The organism is Roseivivax marinus, assembly GCF_900109705.1.
GTDB lineage: Bacteria > Pseudomonadota > Alphaproteobacteria > Rhodobacterales > Rhodobacteraceae > Roseivivax > Roseivivax marinus.
Genome location: NZ_FOAI01000006.1, coordinates 121,695 through 138,050, shown reverse-complemented (window position 1 = coordinate 138,050; position 16,356 = coordinate 121,695). Strand labels below are relative to the sequence as shown.

Here is a 16,356-nt window from a genome sequence, read left to right as displayed (position 1 = left end):
ACGGCCGGGCTCAGAGCTGAGCCATTACCTCGTCGGAGGCTTCGAAGTTCGTCGTTACGCGCTGAACGTCGTCGTCGTCCTCGAGCGCGTCGATCAACTTCATCAGCGACTGCATCCCGTCGAGGTCCAGCTCGGTGGTGTTCTGAGGTTTCCAGACCAGCTTGGTCGACTCGCTCTCGCCCAGCTGCTCCTCCAGCGCGGTGGAGACATCGTTGAGGTCGGTATCGGCGCACCAGATCACGTGTCCGTCCTCGGAGCTTTCCACGTCCTCGGCGCCGGCTTCGATCGCGGCCTCGAGGACCGCCTCGCTGTCACCGACGGAAGCGGGATAGATGATCTCGCCCTTGCGCTCGAACATGAAGCCGACCGACCCGGTCTCCCCCATGTTTCCACCGTTCTTCGAGAAGGTGGAGCGGATGTTGGACGCGGTGCGGTTTCGGTTGTCGGTCATCGCCTCGACGATCACTGCCACCCCGTTCGGGCCGTAGCCCTCGTAGCGGATTTCCTCGTAGGCTTCGCCGTCACCGCCGGTGGCCTTCTTGATGGCCCGGTCGATGTTGTCCTTGGGCATGGACTGGCCCTTGGCTTCCTTGATCGCGAGCCGGAGCCGCGGGTTCTTGTCGGGGTCCGGGTCGCCCATCTTCGCGGCGACCGTGATCTCTTTCGAGAACTTCGAGAAGAGCTTGGAGCGCGCGGCGTCCTGCCGCCCCTTGCGGTGCTGGATGTTCGCCCATTTGGAATGGCCGGCCATGATGATGCCTCGTCGGATCGGAGTGCCTGAAATCGACCGTCTCTATAGGGCAGGGGCCGGGTTGAGGGCAAGCGCCGCCGGGGCGCGCGTCTGGACGGCGCCCGCGCGGGCGGCTAGGCCTGCGCCCCGGCGGATCGGAGGGGCGCGTCATGCAGGCAGAGATCGCGGGCTTCACGCTGGGCCTGTCGCTGATCCTCGCGATCGGGGCGCAGAACGCCTTCGTGTTGCGGCAGGGACTGATGCGGCGTCACGTGTTGCCGGTCGTGTTGACCTGCGCCGTCTCGGACGCGGTGCTGATCGCCGCGGGCGTCTCGGGCATGGGCGCACTCGGGGAGGCATGGCCGTGGTTCGCGCCCGCCATGCGCCTGGGCGGCGCGGCGTTCCTGCTGTGGTACGGCGCGCGAGCGGTCCTGTCTGCGTGGCGCGGGGGCTCTGCGATGGAAGCCGGGGACGCCGCGCAGTCGCGCATGGCGGCGCTTCTGACCTGTCTCGCGCTGACCTGGCTCAACCCGCACGTCTACCTCGACACGGTGGTGCTTCTGGGCGCGGTGTCGTCGCAATACGATGACCGGCTTGGCTTCGGCCTCGGCGCCGTGACCGCATCCATCGTGTTCTTCTTCGCTCTCGGCTACGGTGCGCGGGCGCTGGCGCCGGTCTTTGCCCGACCGAGGGCATGGCAGGTGCTGGATGCCCTGATCGGTGTCGTGATGTGGGTGCTGGCGGCAGCGCTGCTGGCGGGGGCCTGAGACCGTGCGGGCACATGGATGGGCAAGCGATGCAGGGGCGCGCTCCGCGCACGGTCGCCATGCGGCGGCTGCGCGGTGCCACCGCAGCCCGGTGTCTTCCGCGCCACGCGTCGCGCACCGGCCAATCGCGCAACGGCGCCGTGCCGCGGTGGCGGGGTTGCATGTCCCCGGTCGGCAACGCTTGATGCGCGCATGACACAGGCCGAGATCGTCACCGCGCCCGCAGCCGCCTCCGACACGCCGCCCTCACGGCCGGTGGCGGGCATCGCGTGGATGATTTTCACCGGCTTCTGCTTCGTCACGGTCACCGCGCTGGTCAAGACGCTGGGCGGCCGCATCCCCGCCGCCGAAGCCGCTTTCCTGCGCTACCTGCTGGGGCTGGTGTTCCTGATCCCGGCCTGGCGCCAGCTCACCGACATGCGGCTGACGGGCCGGCAGTGGACGCTGTTCTCGCTCCGCGGGGCGTTCCACACCATCGGCGTGATTTGCTGGTTCTATGCCATGACGCGGATCCCGATCGCCGAGGTCACGGCCATGAACTACCTCAACCCGGTCTACGTCTCGATCCTCGCCGTGGTGTTCCTGGGCGAGCGCATGGCGGCGCGGCGGGTCATGGCCATCATCGCGGCGCTGATCGGGGCGGTGGTGATCCTGCGCCCGGGCTTCCGCGAGCTCGACCCCGGGCATTTCGCAATGATGGTTACCGCCCTCGTCTTCGCCGGGTCGTATCTGACGATGAAGGTGCTCTCGTCCCAGGTCTCGGCCGCCATCGTCGTGGCGATGATGTCGATCACCGTGACCATCGGCCTCGCGCCCTTCGCCTTCGCGAACTGGGTGACGCCGACGCTGCCCGAACTTGGCATCCTCATGGGCGTGGCCTGCGCGGCGACGGCGGGGCACTACGCGATGACCCGCGCCTTCGCCGCCGCGCCGGTCACCGTGACCCAGCCGGTGACCTTCCTGCAGCTCGTTTGGTCCGTGATCGTGGGCGCGGTGTTCTTCGCCGAACCGCCCGATCCCTTCGTCGTCGCGGGCGGCGGCATCATCATCGCGGCGGTCACGTTCATCACCTGGCGCGAGGCGCGCGCCAAGCGCCGGGCCATCACTCCGCCGATCCACGCAACAAAGCACTGACGCAAGCGCGACCGTTTCCGTGCCGGAAATGACCCCGCGGCGTGCAAGGTTTCGCCGCAATCCGGCGCAAAGGTCGATGACATAAGAACTAAGTCATCACCTTACGGAGTGTCCCATGTTTGCGAACAATGCATTGACCGAGAATTTCCACGACGTCCGCGCCTTCATCCTGCACGAGCGCGCCAAGGTCGTATCAGACGCCGAGTGGCGTTTCCGGATGAAAGGCTACGGCTACAACCTGCGCAAGACCGACACGGGCTACGAGGTGGCACGCCTTCCGCAGAACAACGTCCTGGGCATGATCGAGGCCTGATCCCATCCATGACATCGCCAGTCTGACGGCCCGGCCGGTCCCCGCGACCCGCCGGGTTTTTTCGTGCCGTTCCCGAACCTTCAAGGAGGGCGGGTGGGTTCGCGATCCAAAATTGATTGACGAGTCAATCAGTCATGACTAGGTTTCCCCTCGTAGGCTAACCGGCAATGACAGGAGGCGCGCGCATGACCCGGCCCAACATCCTCGTCCTGATGGTGGACCAGTTGAACGGAACCCTGTTCCCCGACGGCCCCGCCGATTTCCTGCACGCGCCGAACCTCAAGCGGCTGGCCGAGAAGTCGACGCGCTTCCGCAACGCCTACACCGCCTCGCCGCTCTGCGCGCCGGGCCGGGCGTCGTTCATGTCGGGCCAGCTGCCGAGCGTGACGCGCGTCTACGACAATGCCGCTGAATTCTCGTCGGACATCCCGACCTACGCCCACCACCTGCGGCGCGCGGGCTACCAGACATGTCTGTCGGGCAAGATGCACTTCGTCGGCCCGGACCAGCTGCACGGCTTCGAGGAGCGTCTGACGACCGACATCTACCCGGCCGATTTCGGCTGGACGCCGGACTACCGCAAGCCGGGCGAGCGCATCGACTGGTGGTATCACAACCTGGGCTCGGTGACGGGGGCAGGGGTCGCGGAGACCTCCAACCAGATGGAATACGACGACGACGTGGCCTACTTCGCGCAGCAGAAGCTCTACGACCTGTCGCGGGGCCATGATGCGCGGCCGTGGATGCTGACGGTCAGCTTCACGCACCCGCACGACCCCTACGTGGCGCGGCGCAAGTACTGGGACCTCTACGAGGATTGCGAGCACCTCCAGCCCGAGGTGCCGGCCTTCGAGTACGAGGATCACGACCCGCACTCTCAGCGCATCTTCGACGCCAACGACTGGCGCAGCTTCGAGATCACGGAAACCGACATCGCGAAATCGCGCCGGGCCTACTTCGCCAACATCTCCTATCTCGACGACAAGATCGGCGAGATCCTCGACGTGCTGGAGCGCACGCGGCAGGAGGCGATCATCGTTTTCGTCTCGGACCACGGCGACATGCTCGGAGAGCGCGGCCTGTGGTTCAAGATGTCCTTCCACGAGGGCTCGGCGCGGGTCCCGCTGATGGTGTCCGCGCCGGACATGGAGCCGGGGCTCGTGACCGATCCGGTCTCGACCATCGACGTGTGCCCGACGCTGTGCGACCTTGCCGGGGTCTCCATGGCCGAGGTGATGCCGTGGACCGAGGGCGAGAGCCTGAAGAAGCTGGGGCAGGGCGGGACGCGCACCTCGCCCGTGGCGATGGAATACGCCGCCGAGGCGTCCTATTCGCCGCTGGTCTCGCTCCGCGCCGGCAAGTGGAAATACACCAACTGCGCGCTCGACCCCGAGCAGCTGTTCGATCTCGAGGCGGACCCCCACGAGCTGACCAACCTCGCCGAGGACAAGGACTGCGCCGACACGATCGAGCGGTTCCGCGAGATGGCGGCGCTGCGCTGGGATCTCGAGGCCTTCGACGAGGCCGTGCGCGAGAGCCAGGCCCGCCGGTGGGTGGTCTACGAGGCGCTGCGCCAGGGCGGCTATTACCCGTGGGACTTCCAGCCGCTTCAGAAAGCGTCCGAGCGGTACATGCGCAACCACATGGACCTGAACATCGTCGAGGAAAGCCAGCGCTTCCCGCGCGGCGAATGAGGCAGAGATGAGCTACGACACGCAACCCAAGGCCAGCCACTTCATCGACGGCGCCTATGTCGAGGACACGGCCGGCACGCCGATCGAGGTGATCTATCCCGCCACCGGCGAGGTGATCGCGACCGTCCGTGCCGCGACCGACGCGGTGATCGAACAGGCGCTGGACAGCGCGCGCCGGGCGCAGGCCGAATGGGCCGCGACCTCGCCGCGCGAGCGCGGGCGGGTTCTGACCCGCGCGGCGCAGATCCTGCGCGAACGCAATCGCGAGATGTCCGAGCTCGAGACCCGCGACACCGGCAAGCCCTTGCAGGAGACGCTGGTCGCCGACGCCACCAGCGGTGCCGACGCGCTGGAATATTTCGGCGGCATCGCTGCCGGCCTGACCGGCGAGCACATCCCGCTGGGCGAGGACTGGGCCTATACCGTGCGTGAGCCGCTGGGCGTCTGCGTCGGGATCGGCGCGTGGAACTACCCCACCCAGATCGCCTGCTGGAAGGCGGGCCCGGCGCTGGCCTGCGGCAACGCGATGGTGTTCAAGCCCTCCGAGACCACGCCGCTCTGCACGCTGAAGGTGGCCGAGATCCTCGTCGAGGCGGGGCTGCCCGCGGGCCTCTTCAACGTGGTGCAGGGTGCCGGACCCGTGGGCGCGGCGCTGACCACCGATCCGCGCGTGGCGAAGGTGTCGCTCACGGGCTCGGTTCCGACGGGCCGCAAGGTCTACTCGGCGGCCGCCGACAGTCTCAAGCACGTCACCATGGAGCTTGGCGGCAAGTCGCCCCTGATCGTGTTCGACGATGCCAGCCTCGAGGACGCCGTGGGCGGCGCGATCATGGCGAACTTCTATTCCTCGGGGCAGATCTGCACCAACGGCACCCGCGTCTTCGTCCAGAAGGGGCTGCGCGAGCGGTTCGTGCAGCGCATGGCCGAACGGATGAAGGGCGCGGTGATCGGCGACCCCCTGGACGAGGCCACCAATTTCGGCCCGCTGGTGTCGGCGCGGCAGATGGAGATCGTCGAGGGCTACCTCAAGACCGCGCAGGACGAGGGCGCACATTGCGTGACCGGCGGCGAGCGGATCGACCGGCCCGGCTACTGGATGACGCCGGCACTGTTCGACGGCGTGACCGACGACATGACCATGGCGAAGGAAGAGATCTTCGGCCCGGTCCTATCGGTGCTGGAATTCGACGACGAGGACGAGGTGGTCGAGCGGGCCAACGCCACGACCTTCGGGCTGGCGGCCGGCGTGTTCACGCGTGACATCTCGCGCGCGCACCGGGTGATCGGGCGGCTCGAGGCCGGGACGTGCTTCATCAACTCCTACAACGACGCTCCGGTGGAGATGCCGTTCGGCGGCGTGAAAATGTCGGGCGTGGGCCGCGAGAACGCCAAGGCGGCGATCGAGCACTACAGCCAGGTGAAGTCCGTCTACGTCCGCATGGGCGCAGTCGAGGCGCCGTTCTGAGCCGGGCGGGCGGGCGCGCCCCGCTTCGGAGAGCGCCCGCCCGCCCACCCCGCTCTCCGAAGCGGGGCTTTCTCCCGGACCGGCGTGCGGCGCGCATCCGGTCGGGGTCGTGGATTTGCCGAGAGGCGCCCCGATGGGCACGTCTGCCCCCCGAGGCGTCCTTTCGATGATCGAGGCGGGTCGGTCGAGCCTCAAGGACGCCTGCGGCGCCGCGCTTTCGCGCGGTGGCCTGACGGCCCTCCCTGACCCTCGACCGACTCACCGGAGGTAAGAGAGATGGATGCAGATTACGTCATCGTAGGTGCCGGAAGCGCAGGGTCGGCCGTGGCCTACCGGCTGGCCGAGGCCGGACATTCCGTCATCGTGGTCGAGCACGGCGGCTGGGACGGCGGCCCGCTCATCAACATGCCGGGCGCGCTGAGTTACCCCATGAACATGTCGATGTACGACTGGGGTTACGAGACCGAGCCTGAGCCGCACCTCGGCGGGCGCCGGCTGGCGGCGCCGCGTGGCAAGGTGATCGGCGGTTCGTCCTCGATCAACGGCATGGTCTACGTCCGCGGCCACGCCATGGACTACGATCACTGGCGCGACCAGGGCGCGGACGGCTGGGGCTATGCCGACGTGCTGCCCTATTTCAAGCGTATGGAGACGAGCCACGGCGGCCAGGATGGCTGGCGCGGCACCGACGGTCCGCTGCATGTCAGCCGCGGCCCCCGGGACAACCCCCTGACCCGTGCCTTCGTCGAGGCCGGCCGGCAGGCGGGCTACGAGACGACCGAGGACTACAACGGCGAGAAGCAGGAAGGCTTCGGCGCCATGGAGGCCACCATCCACCGCGGCAACCGCTGGTCGGCGGCCAAGGCCTACCTGCGTCCGGCCAAGAAGATGGGGGTGCAGTTGGTGCGCGGCCTCGTCACCCGCGTGGTGATCGAGAACGGCCGCGCCACGGGCGTCGAACTGGAGCGAGGCGACACCAAGGAGACCGTGCGCGCGCGGGCCGAGGTGATCCTGTCGGCCTCGGCCTTCAACACGCCGAAGCTGCTGATGCTGTCGGGGATCGGTCCGGCGGCGCATCTGGCCGAGCACGGCATCGACGTGGTGGCCGACCGCGCGGGCGTGGGCGCGAACCTGCAGGACCACCTCGAGCTCTACCTGCAGATGGCGGCGACGCAGCCGGTGAGCCTGTTCAAGTACTGGAACCTTCTGGGCAAGGCCTATGTGGGCGCGCGCTGGCTCTTCACGCGCAGCGGGCCGGGCGCGTCGAACCAGTTCGAGAGCGCGGCCTTCATCCGCAGCCGTGCGGGCGTGGCCTACCCGGACATCCAGTATCACTTCCTGCCCATCGCGGTGCGCTACGACGGGCAGGCGGCTGCGGAAGGCCACGGGTTCCAGGCCCATGTCGGTCCGATGCGCTCGGCCTCGCGCGGGACTGTGCGGCTGGGCGGGCGCGATCCGGAAGCCGCGCCGAAGATCCGGTTCAACTACATGAGCGATCCGCAGGACTGGGAGGACTTCCGCACCTGCATCCGCCTCACCCGCGAGATCTTCGAGCAGGAGGCCTTCGCGCCTTATGCCGGTCACGAGATTCAGCCCGGCGCGGACGTGCAGTCGGACGATGCGCTCGACGCCTTCATCGCCGAGCACGTGGAAAGCGCCTACCACCCCTGCGGCACCGCGCGGATGGGGCGCCGCGACGATCCCGGCGCGGTGGTCGATCCCGAAGGCCGGGTGATCGGCGTCGACGGGCTTCGGGTGGCGGATTCGTCCATCTTTCCGCGGATCACCAACGGCAACCTCAACGGGCCGTCGATCATGGTCGGCGAGAAGATCGCGGACCACATCCTCGACCGGCAATTGCCGCCCGAGAACGCCCGCCCCTGGGTCCACCCGGAATGGGAGACGGCGCAGCGCTGAGTTTGATCCCGATCAAGGCGGGGCGGTCTGGGGCGACGCATTCTCGGCGGTGAGTGTACCGCAGAGGATGCCGCCATGACCCACACGCCCCACCGCCTTGCCGAGGACTTTCCCGACCACTCCGCCGACATCGCCGCGCTGCGCCGCTCGGACGCGCATTTCGCGCGGCTGGCCGAGGAGTATGACCAGATCAACGACGACATCCACCTGTCGGAGATCAACGTCCAGCCGCTCGAGGACATGGAAGAGGTGCTCAAGCGCAAGGAACGCGCGAAGCTGAAGGATGCGATCTACGCGATGCTGACCCGCGCCCGGCTCTGACGCGGCTGCAAGAGGTGAGGCTCAGCCGGTGCCGCCGAGCTGAGCCTCGATCGCGTCGACGATGGACGAGGACAGCGGCCGCGCCGCCGACCCCCAAGTCGCGATCACCGCGCCGTCGGGGGCGAGCAGCACCTTGTTGAAGTTCCACGACGGCGCGAAGTCCGCGGTCTCGTCCAGCCAGCGGTAGAACGGGTGTGCCTCGGGGCCGGTTACGTGCGTGATCGTCGTCATCGGCAAGTCGAGGTCGAAGTTCACCGCGCAGAAATCCTTGACCGCCGCGTCGCTGTCCAGCTCCTGCCGGAAGTCGTTCGACGGCACCGCGAGCACTACGAGCCCTTGATCGCGGTACCGGTTGTAAAGGTCCTGCAGCGCATCGTATTGCCGGGTGAAAGCGCAGCGCGACGCGGTGTTCACCACAAGCACCGGGTGCCCCTGCCAATCGGCGCTGTCGATGGTTCCGCCGTCGATGGAGGAGAAGGTGAACCGCTCGCGCGCCGTGGCGGGCAGGGCGGTCAGCAGGGCGAGGCACAGGGCAAGGGTGAGGCGTAGCATGGTCGGGTCTCCGGTCGTCTGGCGCGGAACCTAGCGCGCCCGGGCGTTGCATCCACGCGGGCCGGGACTATCCTGTTTCATCTCGGAAGGAGAGATGCCCATGGCCGGAGGATGGAGCCGCGACGGTGCGGTGAGCGAACAGATCGAGGCCTCGATCAGCGACGAGCTGGAGCGGATGAAAGCCCGCCGCCAGCCCACGGGCGAAAGCCGGACCCATTGCGCGGAATGCGAAGAGCCGATCCCCGAGAAGAGGCGTGCCGCCATCCCGGGGGTGAAGCTCTGCATCGATTGCCAGCAGGAACGTGACGGGCGTGCCGTGCAGCGCGGCGGCATCAACCGGCGCGGGTCGAAGGACAGCCAGCTGAAGTGAGCCGCGGTCAGGCCGGGGCAGGGGCGTCCTGAAGTGCGAGCCGCATGACGTGCTGCGGGCCGGCCGCGCCGCCGAGGTAGTCTTCGCCGGTGTCGATGAAACCTCCGCCCAGATAGGCCGCACGGGCCCCGGGATTGCGGTGATTGACCGTCAGGTAGACGGCTGTTGCCTCGGGATATTGGCGCGCGAGATACGGGTGCAGCGCCCGACAGGCGTCTTTGGCGATCCCGCGTCCCTGGTGGCGGCCGTCGATACAGAACATCCGAAGCCCGACGCTGCCGTGATCGGCGAAGTCGTGCGCCCGGGCGTAGTCCCGGTCGATGGCGAAGAAGCCGACGGGAGTATCGCCCTCGACAATGAGGTGGCCGTCGCGCGGGCCATCCGCCTGCGCCATCGACAAGGCCGGGGGTGAGGCAAGTTCATGCTGCTCCGGCGGCAAAGTGATCGCGGCCAGCAGATCGGGCCGCCCGGGGGGCAGCGGGCAAAGTTCGATCGTCATTCTCGTACCGGGAGGTGACGCGCCCGGCCCGGAGGCCGGGCGGCGCGCTCAGTCCTCCATCGCCTCCAGTTCGTCGATGAAGCCCTCGATCATCGACAGGCCCTTGTGCCAGAAGGTCGGGTCGGTCGCGTCGAGGCCGAAGGGAGCCAGAAGGTCCTTGTGGTGCTTCGACCCGCCGGCGCGCAGCATCTCGAAATACTTCTCCTGGAAGCCCTCGGGCCGCTCGCGGTACTCGGCATAGAGCGCGTTCACCAGTCCGTCGCCGAAGGCGTAGGCGTAGACGTAGAACGGCGTGTGGACGAAGTGCGGGATGTAGGCCCAGAAGGTCTCGTAGCCTTCCATGAAGTCGAAGACGGGCCCGAGGCTTTCGGCCTGCACCGACATCCACAGCGCGTTGATGTCGTCCGGGGTCAATTCGCCGCCCTTGCGCGCCTCGTGCAGCTTGCACTCGAAATCGTAGAACGCGATCTGGCGCACCACGGTGTTGATCATGTCCTCGACCTTGCCGGCCAGAAGGACCTTCTTCTCGGCATCGTCCTTGGCGTTCGCCAGCATCCGCTGGAAGGTCAGCATCTCGCCGAAGACCGACGCGGTCTCGGCCAGAGTCAGCGGCGTCGAGGCCAGCATCTCGCCCTGTCCGGCGGCCAGCACCTGGTGGACGCCGTGGCCAAGCTCGTGCGCGAGCGTCATCACGTCACGCGGCTTTCCGAGGTAGTTCAGCATCACGTACGGGTGGGCGTCCGTCACCGTCGGATGCGCGAAGGCGCCCGGCGCCTTGCCCGGCTTCACCGCCGCGTCGATCCACCCCTTGTCGAAGAACGGCTGTGCGATCTCGGCCATCTTCGGATCGAACTCGGAATAGGCGTTCATTACCGTCTCGCGCGCCTCGTCCCAGTCCACGGTGCGGTCAGAGGACATCGGCAGCGGCGCGTTGCGGTCCCAGACCTCCATCCGGTCCAGCCCCATCCACTTGGCCTTGAGCGCGTAGTAGCGGTGCGACAGCCGCGGGTAAGCCTCGACCACCGCGTCGCGCAGCGCCTCGACGACTTCGGGTTCCACGTCGTTGGCGAGGTGCCGCCCGGTCTGCGGCGTCGGCATCCCGCGCCAGCGGTCCATGACCTCCTTCTCCTTGGTCTGCGTGTTGTGCACGCGCGAGAAGGTCCGGATGTTGTTGGTAAAGACCGACCCCAGCGCGCGCGCCGCCGCCTCGCGCTTGGCACGGTCCTGTTCTGACAGCAGGTTCAGCGTCGCTTCGATGCCCATGACCTCGCCATCGACCTCGAACTCGAGCCCCGCGATGGTCTCGTCGAAAAGCCGTTCCCAGGCGTCGCCGACGACGCCCATGTCGTGGAGGAACTTCTCCATCTCGTCGGACAGCTGGTAGGGTTTCATCGCTCGCACGCGGTCGAAGGCCGGCTTGTAGCGCGCCAGCTCGTCGTTCTCTTTGAAAAGCGCGGCGTAGATGTCGTCCGGCACCCGGTTCAGCTCGAGCGAGAAGAACACCAGCGGAGTGGTGTAGGCGGTGATCTTCTCCTGCATGTCCGACAGCATCTTGGTGCGCGCCGGGTCGGTGGTGTTCTGGTAGTAGCGCAGGCCCGCGTAGGACATGATCCGGCCCGCGACGGCCTCGATCCGTTCGTGGCGGTGGACCATCTCGAGGAACGCGTCGGCGTCCAGATTCGCGATCTTGCCCTCGTAGTCCTCGGCAAAGCGCTTGCAGGCGTCCTCCAGCCAGTCGAGATCACGCTTCAGCTCGGGCGCATCGGGCGCCGGGTAGAGGTCGGTGAGGTCCCATTCGGGCAGGTCGCCCAGGTCGCGGCCTCCGGCAGTGGCGTTGGCATCGAAAAGCGGACGGACGGTCATGCGAAACTCCTTGGCTCTTTCCTCACAGGTAGGGCTTGGAACGCGACGTCAGCAAGCGCCCGCCGGCTTCTTCTTGGCAAAAATATTCCGGAACATGATTTGGCGGGGGCGGCGACACGGCGGCTCTGCCGGCTCTTGTCGCGCCGCCTACCCGTAGGCCGCCAGCATGTCCTTGAGGTCCGCCAGCGTGTTGGCCTCGTCCTTGGGCTTGTCATGGCGCCACCGGCTCATGCGGGGAAAGCGCAAGGCGACGCCGGACTTGTGACGTGGCGAGGCCTGTATGCCCTCGAAGGCGATCTCGAACACGTGGTGCGGGGTGACTTGGCGAACCGGGCCGTAACGCTCCACCGTGTTGCGGCGCACCCACCGGGTGATCTTGTCGAACTCCGCGTCCGTCAGCCCGGAATAGGCCTTGGTGAAGGGCACGAGCGCGTCGCCGTCCCAGACCGCGAAGGTGAAGTCGGTGAAGAGGTTCGCGCGCCTCCCCGAGCCCTGCTGGGCGTAAATCATCACCGCGTCGATGGTCAGCGGATCGAGTTTCCATTTCCACCAGTCGCCCTTCTTGCGGCCCGACAGGTAGGGGCTGTCCTTGCGCTTGAGCATCACGCCTTCGGCGCGGAAGTCGCGCGCGGTGGCGCGCTGGCGGGCGAGGTCGTCCCAGTCGGAGAACGCGACCAGCGGCGAGGGCAGCACCGGTGCGTCCTCGGGCAGGCCCGCGATCAGAGCGTCGAGCCGGGCGCGGCGGTCCTGCATGGGGACGTCGCGCAGGTCGGCGCCGTCCTGCTCCAGCAAGTCGTAGGCAAGGATCGAGACCGGGGCTTCGCGCAGCAGCTTTTTCGGCACGGTCTTGCGGCCGATCCGCTGTTGCAGCGTGTTGAATGGCAGAGGCTGGCGGGCTTCTGCGTCCCAGGCCATGACCTCGCCGTCGATCACCGTGCCGTCGGGCAGGAAATCACGGGCACGGGCAAGTTCGGGGAAGCGATCGGTCATCAGCTCTTCGCCCCGCGACCAGAGGTGATGCGCGCCGCCCCGGACCACCAGCTGGCCACGAATGCCGTCCCATTTCCACTCGGCCTGCCAGTCGTCGGGCGACCCGAGGTCGGCCGCCGGATCGTCGAGCTGGTACGCGAGATAGAACGGGTAGGGCCGCGACAGGTCGGCCTGCGCGTCCTCGGCCTCGATCAGGTCGTGATAGGTGGTGTCGTCCGGGGTCCAGCCGCCCATGAGCTTGAGCGCGAGCGCCGCCTCATCCTGCCCGGTGGCCTGTGCCAGAGCGCGGGTCATCAGCTTCTGGCTTACGCCGATGCGCCAGCCCCCGGTGATAAGCTTGTTGAAAAGGAACCGCTCGGTGGCATCGAGCTGGTCCCACGCGGCGAGGATCCGGCCGCGCCGCACGTCGATGTCTACCTGAGCGAGTCCGCCCAGGTCCTTGATCCAGTGCGACAACGGTCGGTCTGTCTCCTGCGCGGCCGGGGGCAGGACCAGTGCGATCGTCTCGGCCAGGTCCCCGACGATGGGGTAGCTTTCTTCCAGCAGCCAGAGCGGGATGCCGGCCCGTTCCGAGGCCCATTCGCGCAGCTGTGTCGTGGTGACCGCGCGCTTGGGGCGCCGTCCCGAGAACAGCGCGATGGTCCAGAGCTTGTCGTCGTCGGAGGCCTCGCGGAAGAATTCCGCCAGCGCCTTGGTCTTGGCGGTGGTGCGGGTGGTCTGATCGACGGCGGTGAAGAGCCGGGCAAAGTCCTTCATGCCGCCTCCGTCGCCGCCCTGTCCTCGTCTTCCTCGCCGCCGAACTCGGTCGGGACGACCTCGGCGTTCCAGCCTTCGGACTTGAGCCAGCGCGCGAAGATATCGGTGTAACCGTGTGTGCAGTATACGTTTTCTGCTCCCGTCTCGCGGATGGCCCCGATAAGCCCGTCCCAGTCCGCGTGGTCCGACAGCACGAAACCCCGATCACCGGCCCGCCGCCGCCGAACACCGCGCAGGCGCATCCAGCCGCTCGCGAAGGCCGCCGATACCGGACCGAACCGCCGCGCCCAGGGCGTGCCGAGGGCCGAAGGCGGCGCCAGCACCAGTGCCCCCTTGTAGCTCTTGGCGTCGGTGTCTGGCAGGACCTGCGTCGTATCGGGCAGATTGTAGCCTTGCGCCCGCAGGACGCCGTTGGTGCCCTCGACGGCGCCGTGGGTCAGGACCGGGCCAATGGACGGGTCCACCAGCGCCAGAAGGCGCTGTGCCTTGCCCAGCGAGTAGGCGCCCAACATCGAGGTGCGGCCCTCGGCGGCGTTCTTCGCCCACCATGTGTTGATCTCTTCGGCGACGGTGGCCTGGCTCTCCCAAGTGAAGACCGGCAGTCCGAAAGTGCATTCCGTGATGAAGGAGTGGCACGTAACCGGTTCGAAATCCTCGCAGAACCCGTCCTTTTCGGTCTTGTAGTCGCCCGAGACGACCCAGACCTCGCCGCCAACCTCCACGCGCACCTGCGCCGAGCCGGGGATGTGGCCCGCGGGGTGGAACGACACGGTCGCGTCACCGATGCGCCGGGTCTCGCCGTAACGGATTGTCTCGAGGTCGATCTCGCCCAGCCGGTAGCGCATGACCGGGGCTGCGGCCTCGGTGGCGAGGTAGCGCGCGTGTCCCTCGCGGGCATGGTCGGCGTGGCCGTGCGTGATGAGGGCGCGATCCACCGGCCGCCACGGGTCGATGTAGAAGTCGCCCGCGGGGCAATAGATGCCGCGTTCGGTGAAGGTAAGCACGCGCTGTGTCATGGCGCTGAAGCTAGGGCGCGCCCGACCGGCGCCAACGGGCTCAGGCCGAGGCGGCGGCCGCTGCGCGCTCGGGCGCGTCGAGGAAGTGGCGGGCGATCGCCTCGGCGATCTGGCGGCGCACCGCGGGACGGTCCATCAGCACCTCGTGCTCGCCGCCCTCGACAATCTCGAGCCGCCCGCCCGGCCAGTTCTGCATCCGCGACCGGATGCGTCCCACGTCCACGATCCGCTCGTTCGAGCCGACGAAGGTCAGGCAGGGCAGGTCCGGCGAGGGGCGCCGCGCAAGCGCGAAGCACTCGGCCAGCGCCTCGTGCAGCCAGTGCAGGGACGGGCCGCCAAGCTGAAGCTTGGGCTCGGCCTCCACTTGCCGGCGCATGTAGTCGAACATGTCCGTGTCGGTGGTCAGCATGTTCTTTTCGAACGCCTCGGCCACCACGTAGGCCTCGGGGCGCGTGCCCGGTGCGTAGACGTGGCCCAGCCCCATGCGCGAGCCCGACCATCCCAGCGCCCAGGCGACGGGCCGCAGGAACGCCGCGATGCGGATTCCCCACATCGGGCCGGTGAAGGCGGCGGCGTGGACCGGCAGCCCCTCCATCAGCGAGCGCAGGCCGATACATCCGCCCATCGAGTGGGCCAGCAGGAAATACGGCTCGGGCAGGTCCATCGACCGCGCGGCGTCGAGCAACGCCGCCACGTCGCGCTGGTAGTCGCGGAATTCGACCACGTGGCCGGTGCGCTCGTCCGGCAGAAGCCGGTCGGCGAGGCCCTGACCGCGCCAGTCGATGGATACGGTATCCAGACCGAACTCTGCGAAATCGCGCGCGGTGCGGCCGTACTTCTCGACGTATTCGGTGCGTCCGGGGAACAGCAGCACCGTGCCCCGGGCGGCGTCTCCGGTCTGGCCGGAAGGGAAGTGCGCCATGCGCAGGCGCACTCCGTCGGCCGCATCGATCCAGACGGCCCGGCTGCCCTCGGGGGCGTCCGCGAGCGCGTCGAGAAACGGGGCGGCCTCGTGCATCAGGACAGGACCTGCGCCAGCTGCATCGCCTTGCCCATGTCGCCGTCGATGGCGAGCTTGCCGGACATGAAGGCCGAGGTCGGGTCGAGGTCACCGTCGAGGATCGACTTGAAGGTGTCGGCATCCGCCTTGAGCGTCACGTCCGCGGCCTCGTCGCCTTCGCGCGCACCGGAGCTGTCGACCATGAAGCAGCCCTCGTCCTCGACGTCGAACTTCGCCGTGCCGTCGAACCCGGACGTGTCCTTCTCGTTCATCACCTTGACCGCTTCGGTCACAACTTCGCTCATCGCGCTGTCCTCCATTTGATCGCACGGCCGCTGGCAATTCCCGCAGGGGCCGCTAAACTCACTCGGACAATGAGAACGCAGTCTGAGAAAATCAAACGTAGCGTGGCGGCATTTGCTGCCGTGGTATTGATTTCCTTACCCGGCACAGTGGCCGCGCAGGTGGGGTCGGACGAGGCGTCCGACCTTCTGACCGACCTGCGCGAGGCCGAGGATCCGGTCGCCGCCGACCGCGCCGAACGCGCGCTTCGGCTGGAATGGGCGCAGTCCGGGTCGGCCTCGGCGGATCTTCTGCTCAAGCGGGGGCGCGACGCGCTCGAGGTCGGACAGACCGACGCCGCCATCGAGCACCTGACCGCGCTGACCGACCATGCGCCGGATTTCGCCGAGGGATGGTTCGCGCTCGCCACCGCCTACTACACCGAAGAACTCTTCGGCCCCGCTGCCCGCGCGCTGGAACGCACGCTGGTGCTCAACCCCGACCATTACGGCGCGCTGCAGGGGATCGGCGCGATCCACGACCAGCTCGACCGGCCGCGCAAGGCCTACGCCGCGTATTCCGCGGCCGCCGCGATCCGCCCGTACAACGACGAGCTTACCGAGGCGCTCGACCGGCTTGCGCGCGAGGCGCAGGGCTGGCAGCTCTAACACCGCTCCACAGGGCAAC

Annotated in this window: 17 protein-coding genes; 9 read left to right on the top strand and 8 right to left on the bottom strand. The window is 67.9% G+C overall.

The window, feature by feature from the left end; all coding sequences use genetic code 11:
* Positions 1–10: 10 nt before the first annotated feature.
* Positions 11–751, bottom strand: coding sequence for a YebC/PmpR family DNA-binding transcriptional regulator (locus tag BMX29_RS09385; RefSeq protein ID WP_043844618.1), 741 nt, complete (start codon positions 749–751; stop codon positions 11–13).
* 149 nt (positions 752–900) lie between these two features.
* On the opposite strand from BMX29_RS09385, the gene BMX29_RS09380 reads away from it, so the two are divergent.
* The 7 genes from BMX29_RS09380 (at position 901) to BMX29_RS09350 (ending at position 8,341) form a co-directional block, all read left to right on the top strand.
* Positions 901–1,497 carry a LysE/ArgO family amino acid transporter gene (locus BMX29_RS09380; protein WP_092812181.1) on the top strand — a complete coding sequence of 199 codons (597 nt, stop codon included), beginning with the start codon at positions 901–903 and terminating at the stop codon, positions 1,495–1,497.
* A gap of 192 nt (positions 1,498–1,689) precedes the next feature.
* A complete protein-coding gene (locus tag BMX29_RS09375) occupies positions 1,690–2,631 on the top strand; it encodes a DMT family transporter (protein WP_051487711.1) in 942 nt (313 codons plus the stop codon).
* Positions 2,632–2,746: 115 nt separating this feature from the next.
* On the top strand, positions 2,747–2,944 hold the full coding sequence (locus tag BMX29_RS09370; protein ID WP_043844616.1) for a hypothetical protein: 198 nt from the start codon (positions 2,747–2,749) through the stop codon (positions 2,942–2,944).
* A 185-nt stretch (positions 2,945–3,129) separates the two neighbouring features.
* Positions 3,130–4,638, top strand: coding sequence for a choline-sulfatase (gene betC / locus BMX29_RS09365; RefSeq protein ID WP_092812179.1), 1,509 nt, complete (start codon positions 3,130–3,132; stop codon positions 4,636–4,638).
* A 7-nt stretch (positions 4,639–4,645) separates the two neighbouring features.
* Positions 4,646–6,103 (top strand): betaine-aldehyde dehydrogenase, encoded by a 1,458-nt coding sequence (gene betB, locus BMX29_RS09360; RefSeq protein WP_092812177.1) that lies wholly within the window; start codon positions 4,646–4,648, stop codon positions 6,101–6,103.
* Between the two features lie 276 nt (positions 6,104–6,379).
* Positions 6,380–8,020 carry a choline dehydrogenase gene (betA, locus tag BMX29_RS09355; protein ID WP_092812175.1) on the top strand — a complete coding sequence of 547 codons (1,641 nt, stop codon included), beginning with the start codon at positions 6,380–6,382 and terminating at the stop codon, positions 8,018–8,020.
* 75 nt (positions 8,021–8,095) lie between these two features.
* The gene (locus BMX29_RS09350; protein WP_043844612.1) at positions 8,096–8,341 is read left to right on the top strand and encodes an HP1242/YdcH family protein; all 246 of its coding nucleotides are present in this window, start codon (positions 8,096–8,098) and stop codon (positions 8,339–8,341) included.
* A gap of 21 nt (positions 8,342–8,362) precedes the next feature.
* Here the strand turns inward: BMX29_RS09350 and BMX29_RS09345 are convergent, their stop codons facing one another.
* Complete coding sequence (locus BMX29_RS09345; RefSeq protein WP_092812173.1) at positions 8,363–8,893, bottom strand: glutathione peroxidase; 531 nt, start codon at positions 8,891–8,893, stop codon at positions 8,363–8,365.
* A gap of 100 nt (positions 8,894–8,993) precedes the next feature.
* Between BMX29_RS09345 and BMX29_RS09340 the strand changes: the two genes are divergently transcribed.
* Positions 8,994–9,263, top strand: a complete 270-nt coding sequence (locus BMX29_RS09340) for a DksA/TraR family C4-type zinc finger protein (RefSeq protein WP_043844610.1) — start codon at positions 8,994–8,996, stop codon at positions 9,261–9,263.
* A gap of 7 nt (positions 9,264–9,270) precedes the next feature.
* On the opposite strand, the gene BMX29_RS09335 is transcribed toward BMX29_RS09340, so the two are convergent.
* The 6 genes from BMX29_RS09335 to BMX29_RS09310 all read right to left on the bottom strand — a co-directional run bounded on the left by BMX29_RS09335 (position 9,271) and on the right by BMX29_RS09310 (position 15,692).
* Positions 9,271–9,762, bottom strand: a complete 492-nt coding sequence (locus tag BMX29_RS09335) for a GNAT family N-acetyltransferase (protein WP_092812171.1) — start codon at positions 9,760–9,762, stop codon at positions 9,271–9,273.
* A 48-nt stretch (positions 9,763–9,810) separates the two neighbouring features.
* Positions 9,811–11,625: a M3 family oligoendopeptidase gene (locus tag BMX29_RS09330; protein WP_092812169.1), complete on the bottom strand. Its 1,815-nt coding sequence runs from the start codon at positions 11,623–11,625 to the stop codon at positions 9,811–9,813.
* A 147-nt stretch (positions 11,626–11,772) separates the two neighbouring features.
* Positions 11,773–13,371, bottom strand: a complete 1,599-nt coding sequence (locus BMX29_RS09325; protein ID WP_092812167.1) for an ATP-dependent DNA ligase — start codon at positions 13,369–13,371, stop codon at positions 11,773–11,775.
* The gene (locus BMX29_RS09320) at positions 13,368–14,387 is read right to left on the bottom strand and encodes a ligase-associated DNA damage response exonuclease (protein ID WP_092812165.1); all 1,020 of its coding nucleotides are present in this window, start codon (positions 14,385–14,387) and stop codon (positions 13,368–13,370) included. The genes BMX29_RS09325 and BMX29_RS09320 overlap by 4 nt, the downstream gene beginning before the upstream one ends.
* A gap of 40 nt (positions 14,388–14,427) precedes the next feature.
* Positions 14,428–15,405, bottom strand: coding sequence for an alpha/beta fold hydrolase (locus BMX29_RS09315; RefSeq protein ID WP_092812163.1), 978 nt, complete (start codon positions 15,403–15,405; stop codon positions 14,428–14,430).
* Positions 15,405–15,692, bottom strand: coding sequence for an SCP2 sterol-binding domain-containing protein (locus BMX29_RS09310; protein WP_092812367.1), 288 nt, complete (start codon positions 15,690–15,692; stop codon positions 15,405–15,407). Before BMX29_RS09310 ends, BMX29_RS09315 begins: the two co-directional genes overlap by 1 nt.
* Positions 15,693–15,794: 102 nt before the next feature.
* Here BMX29_RS09310 and BMX29_RS09305 point away from each other — a divergent pair, with 102 nt between their 5' ends.
* The gene (locus BMX29_RS09305) at positions 15,795–16,337 is read left to right on the top strand and encodes a tetratricopeptide repeat protein (RefSeq protein WP_043844605.1); all 543 of its coding nucleotides are present in this window, start codon (positions 15,795–15,797) and stop codon (positions 16,335–16,337) included.
* Positions 16,338–16,356: the final 19 nt, after the last annotated feature.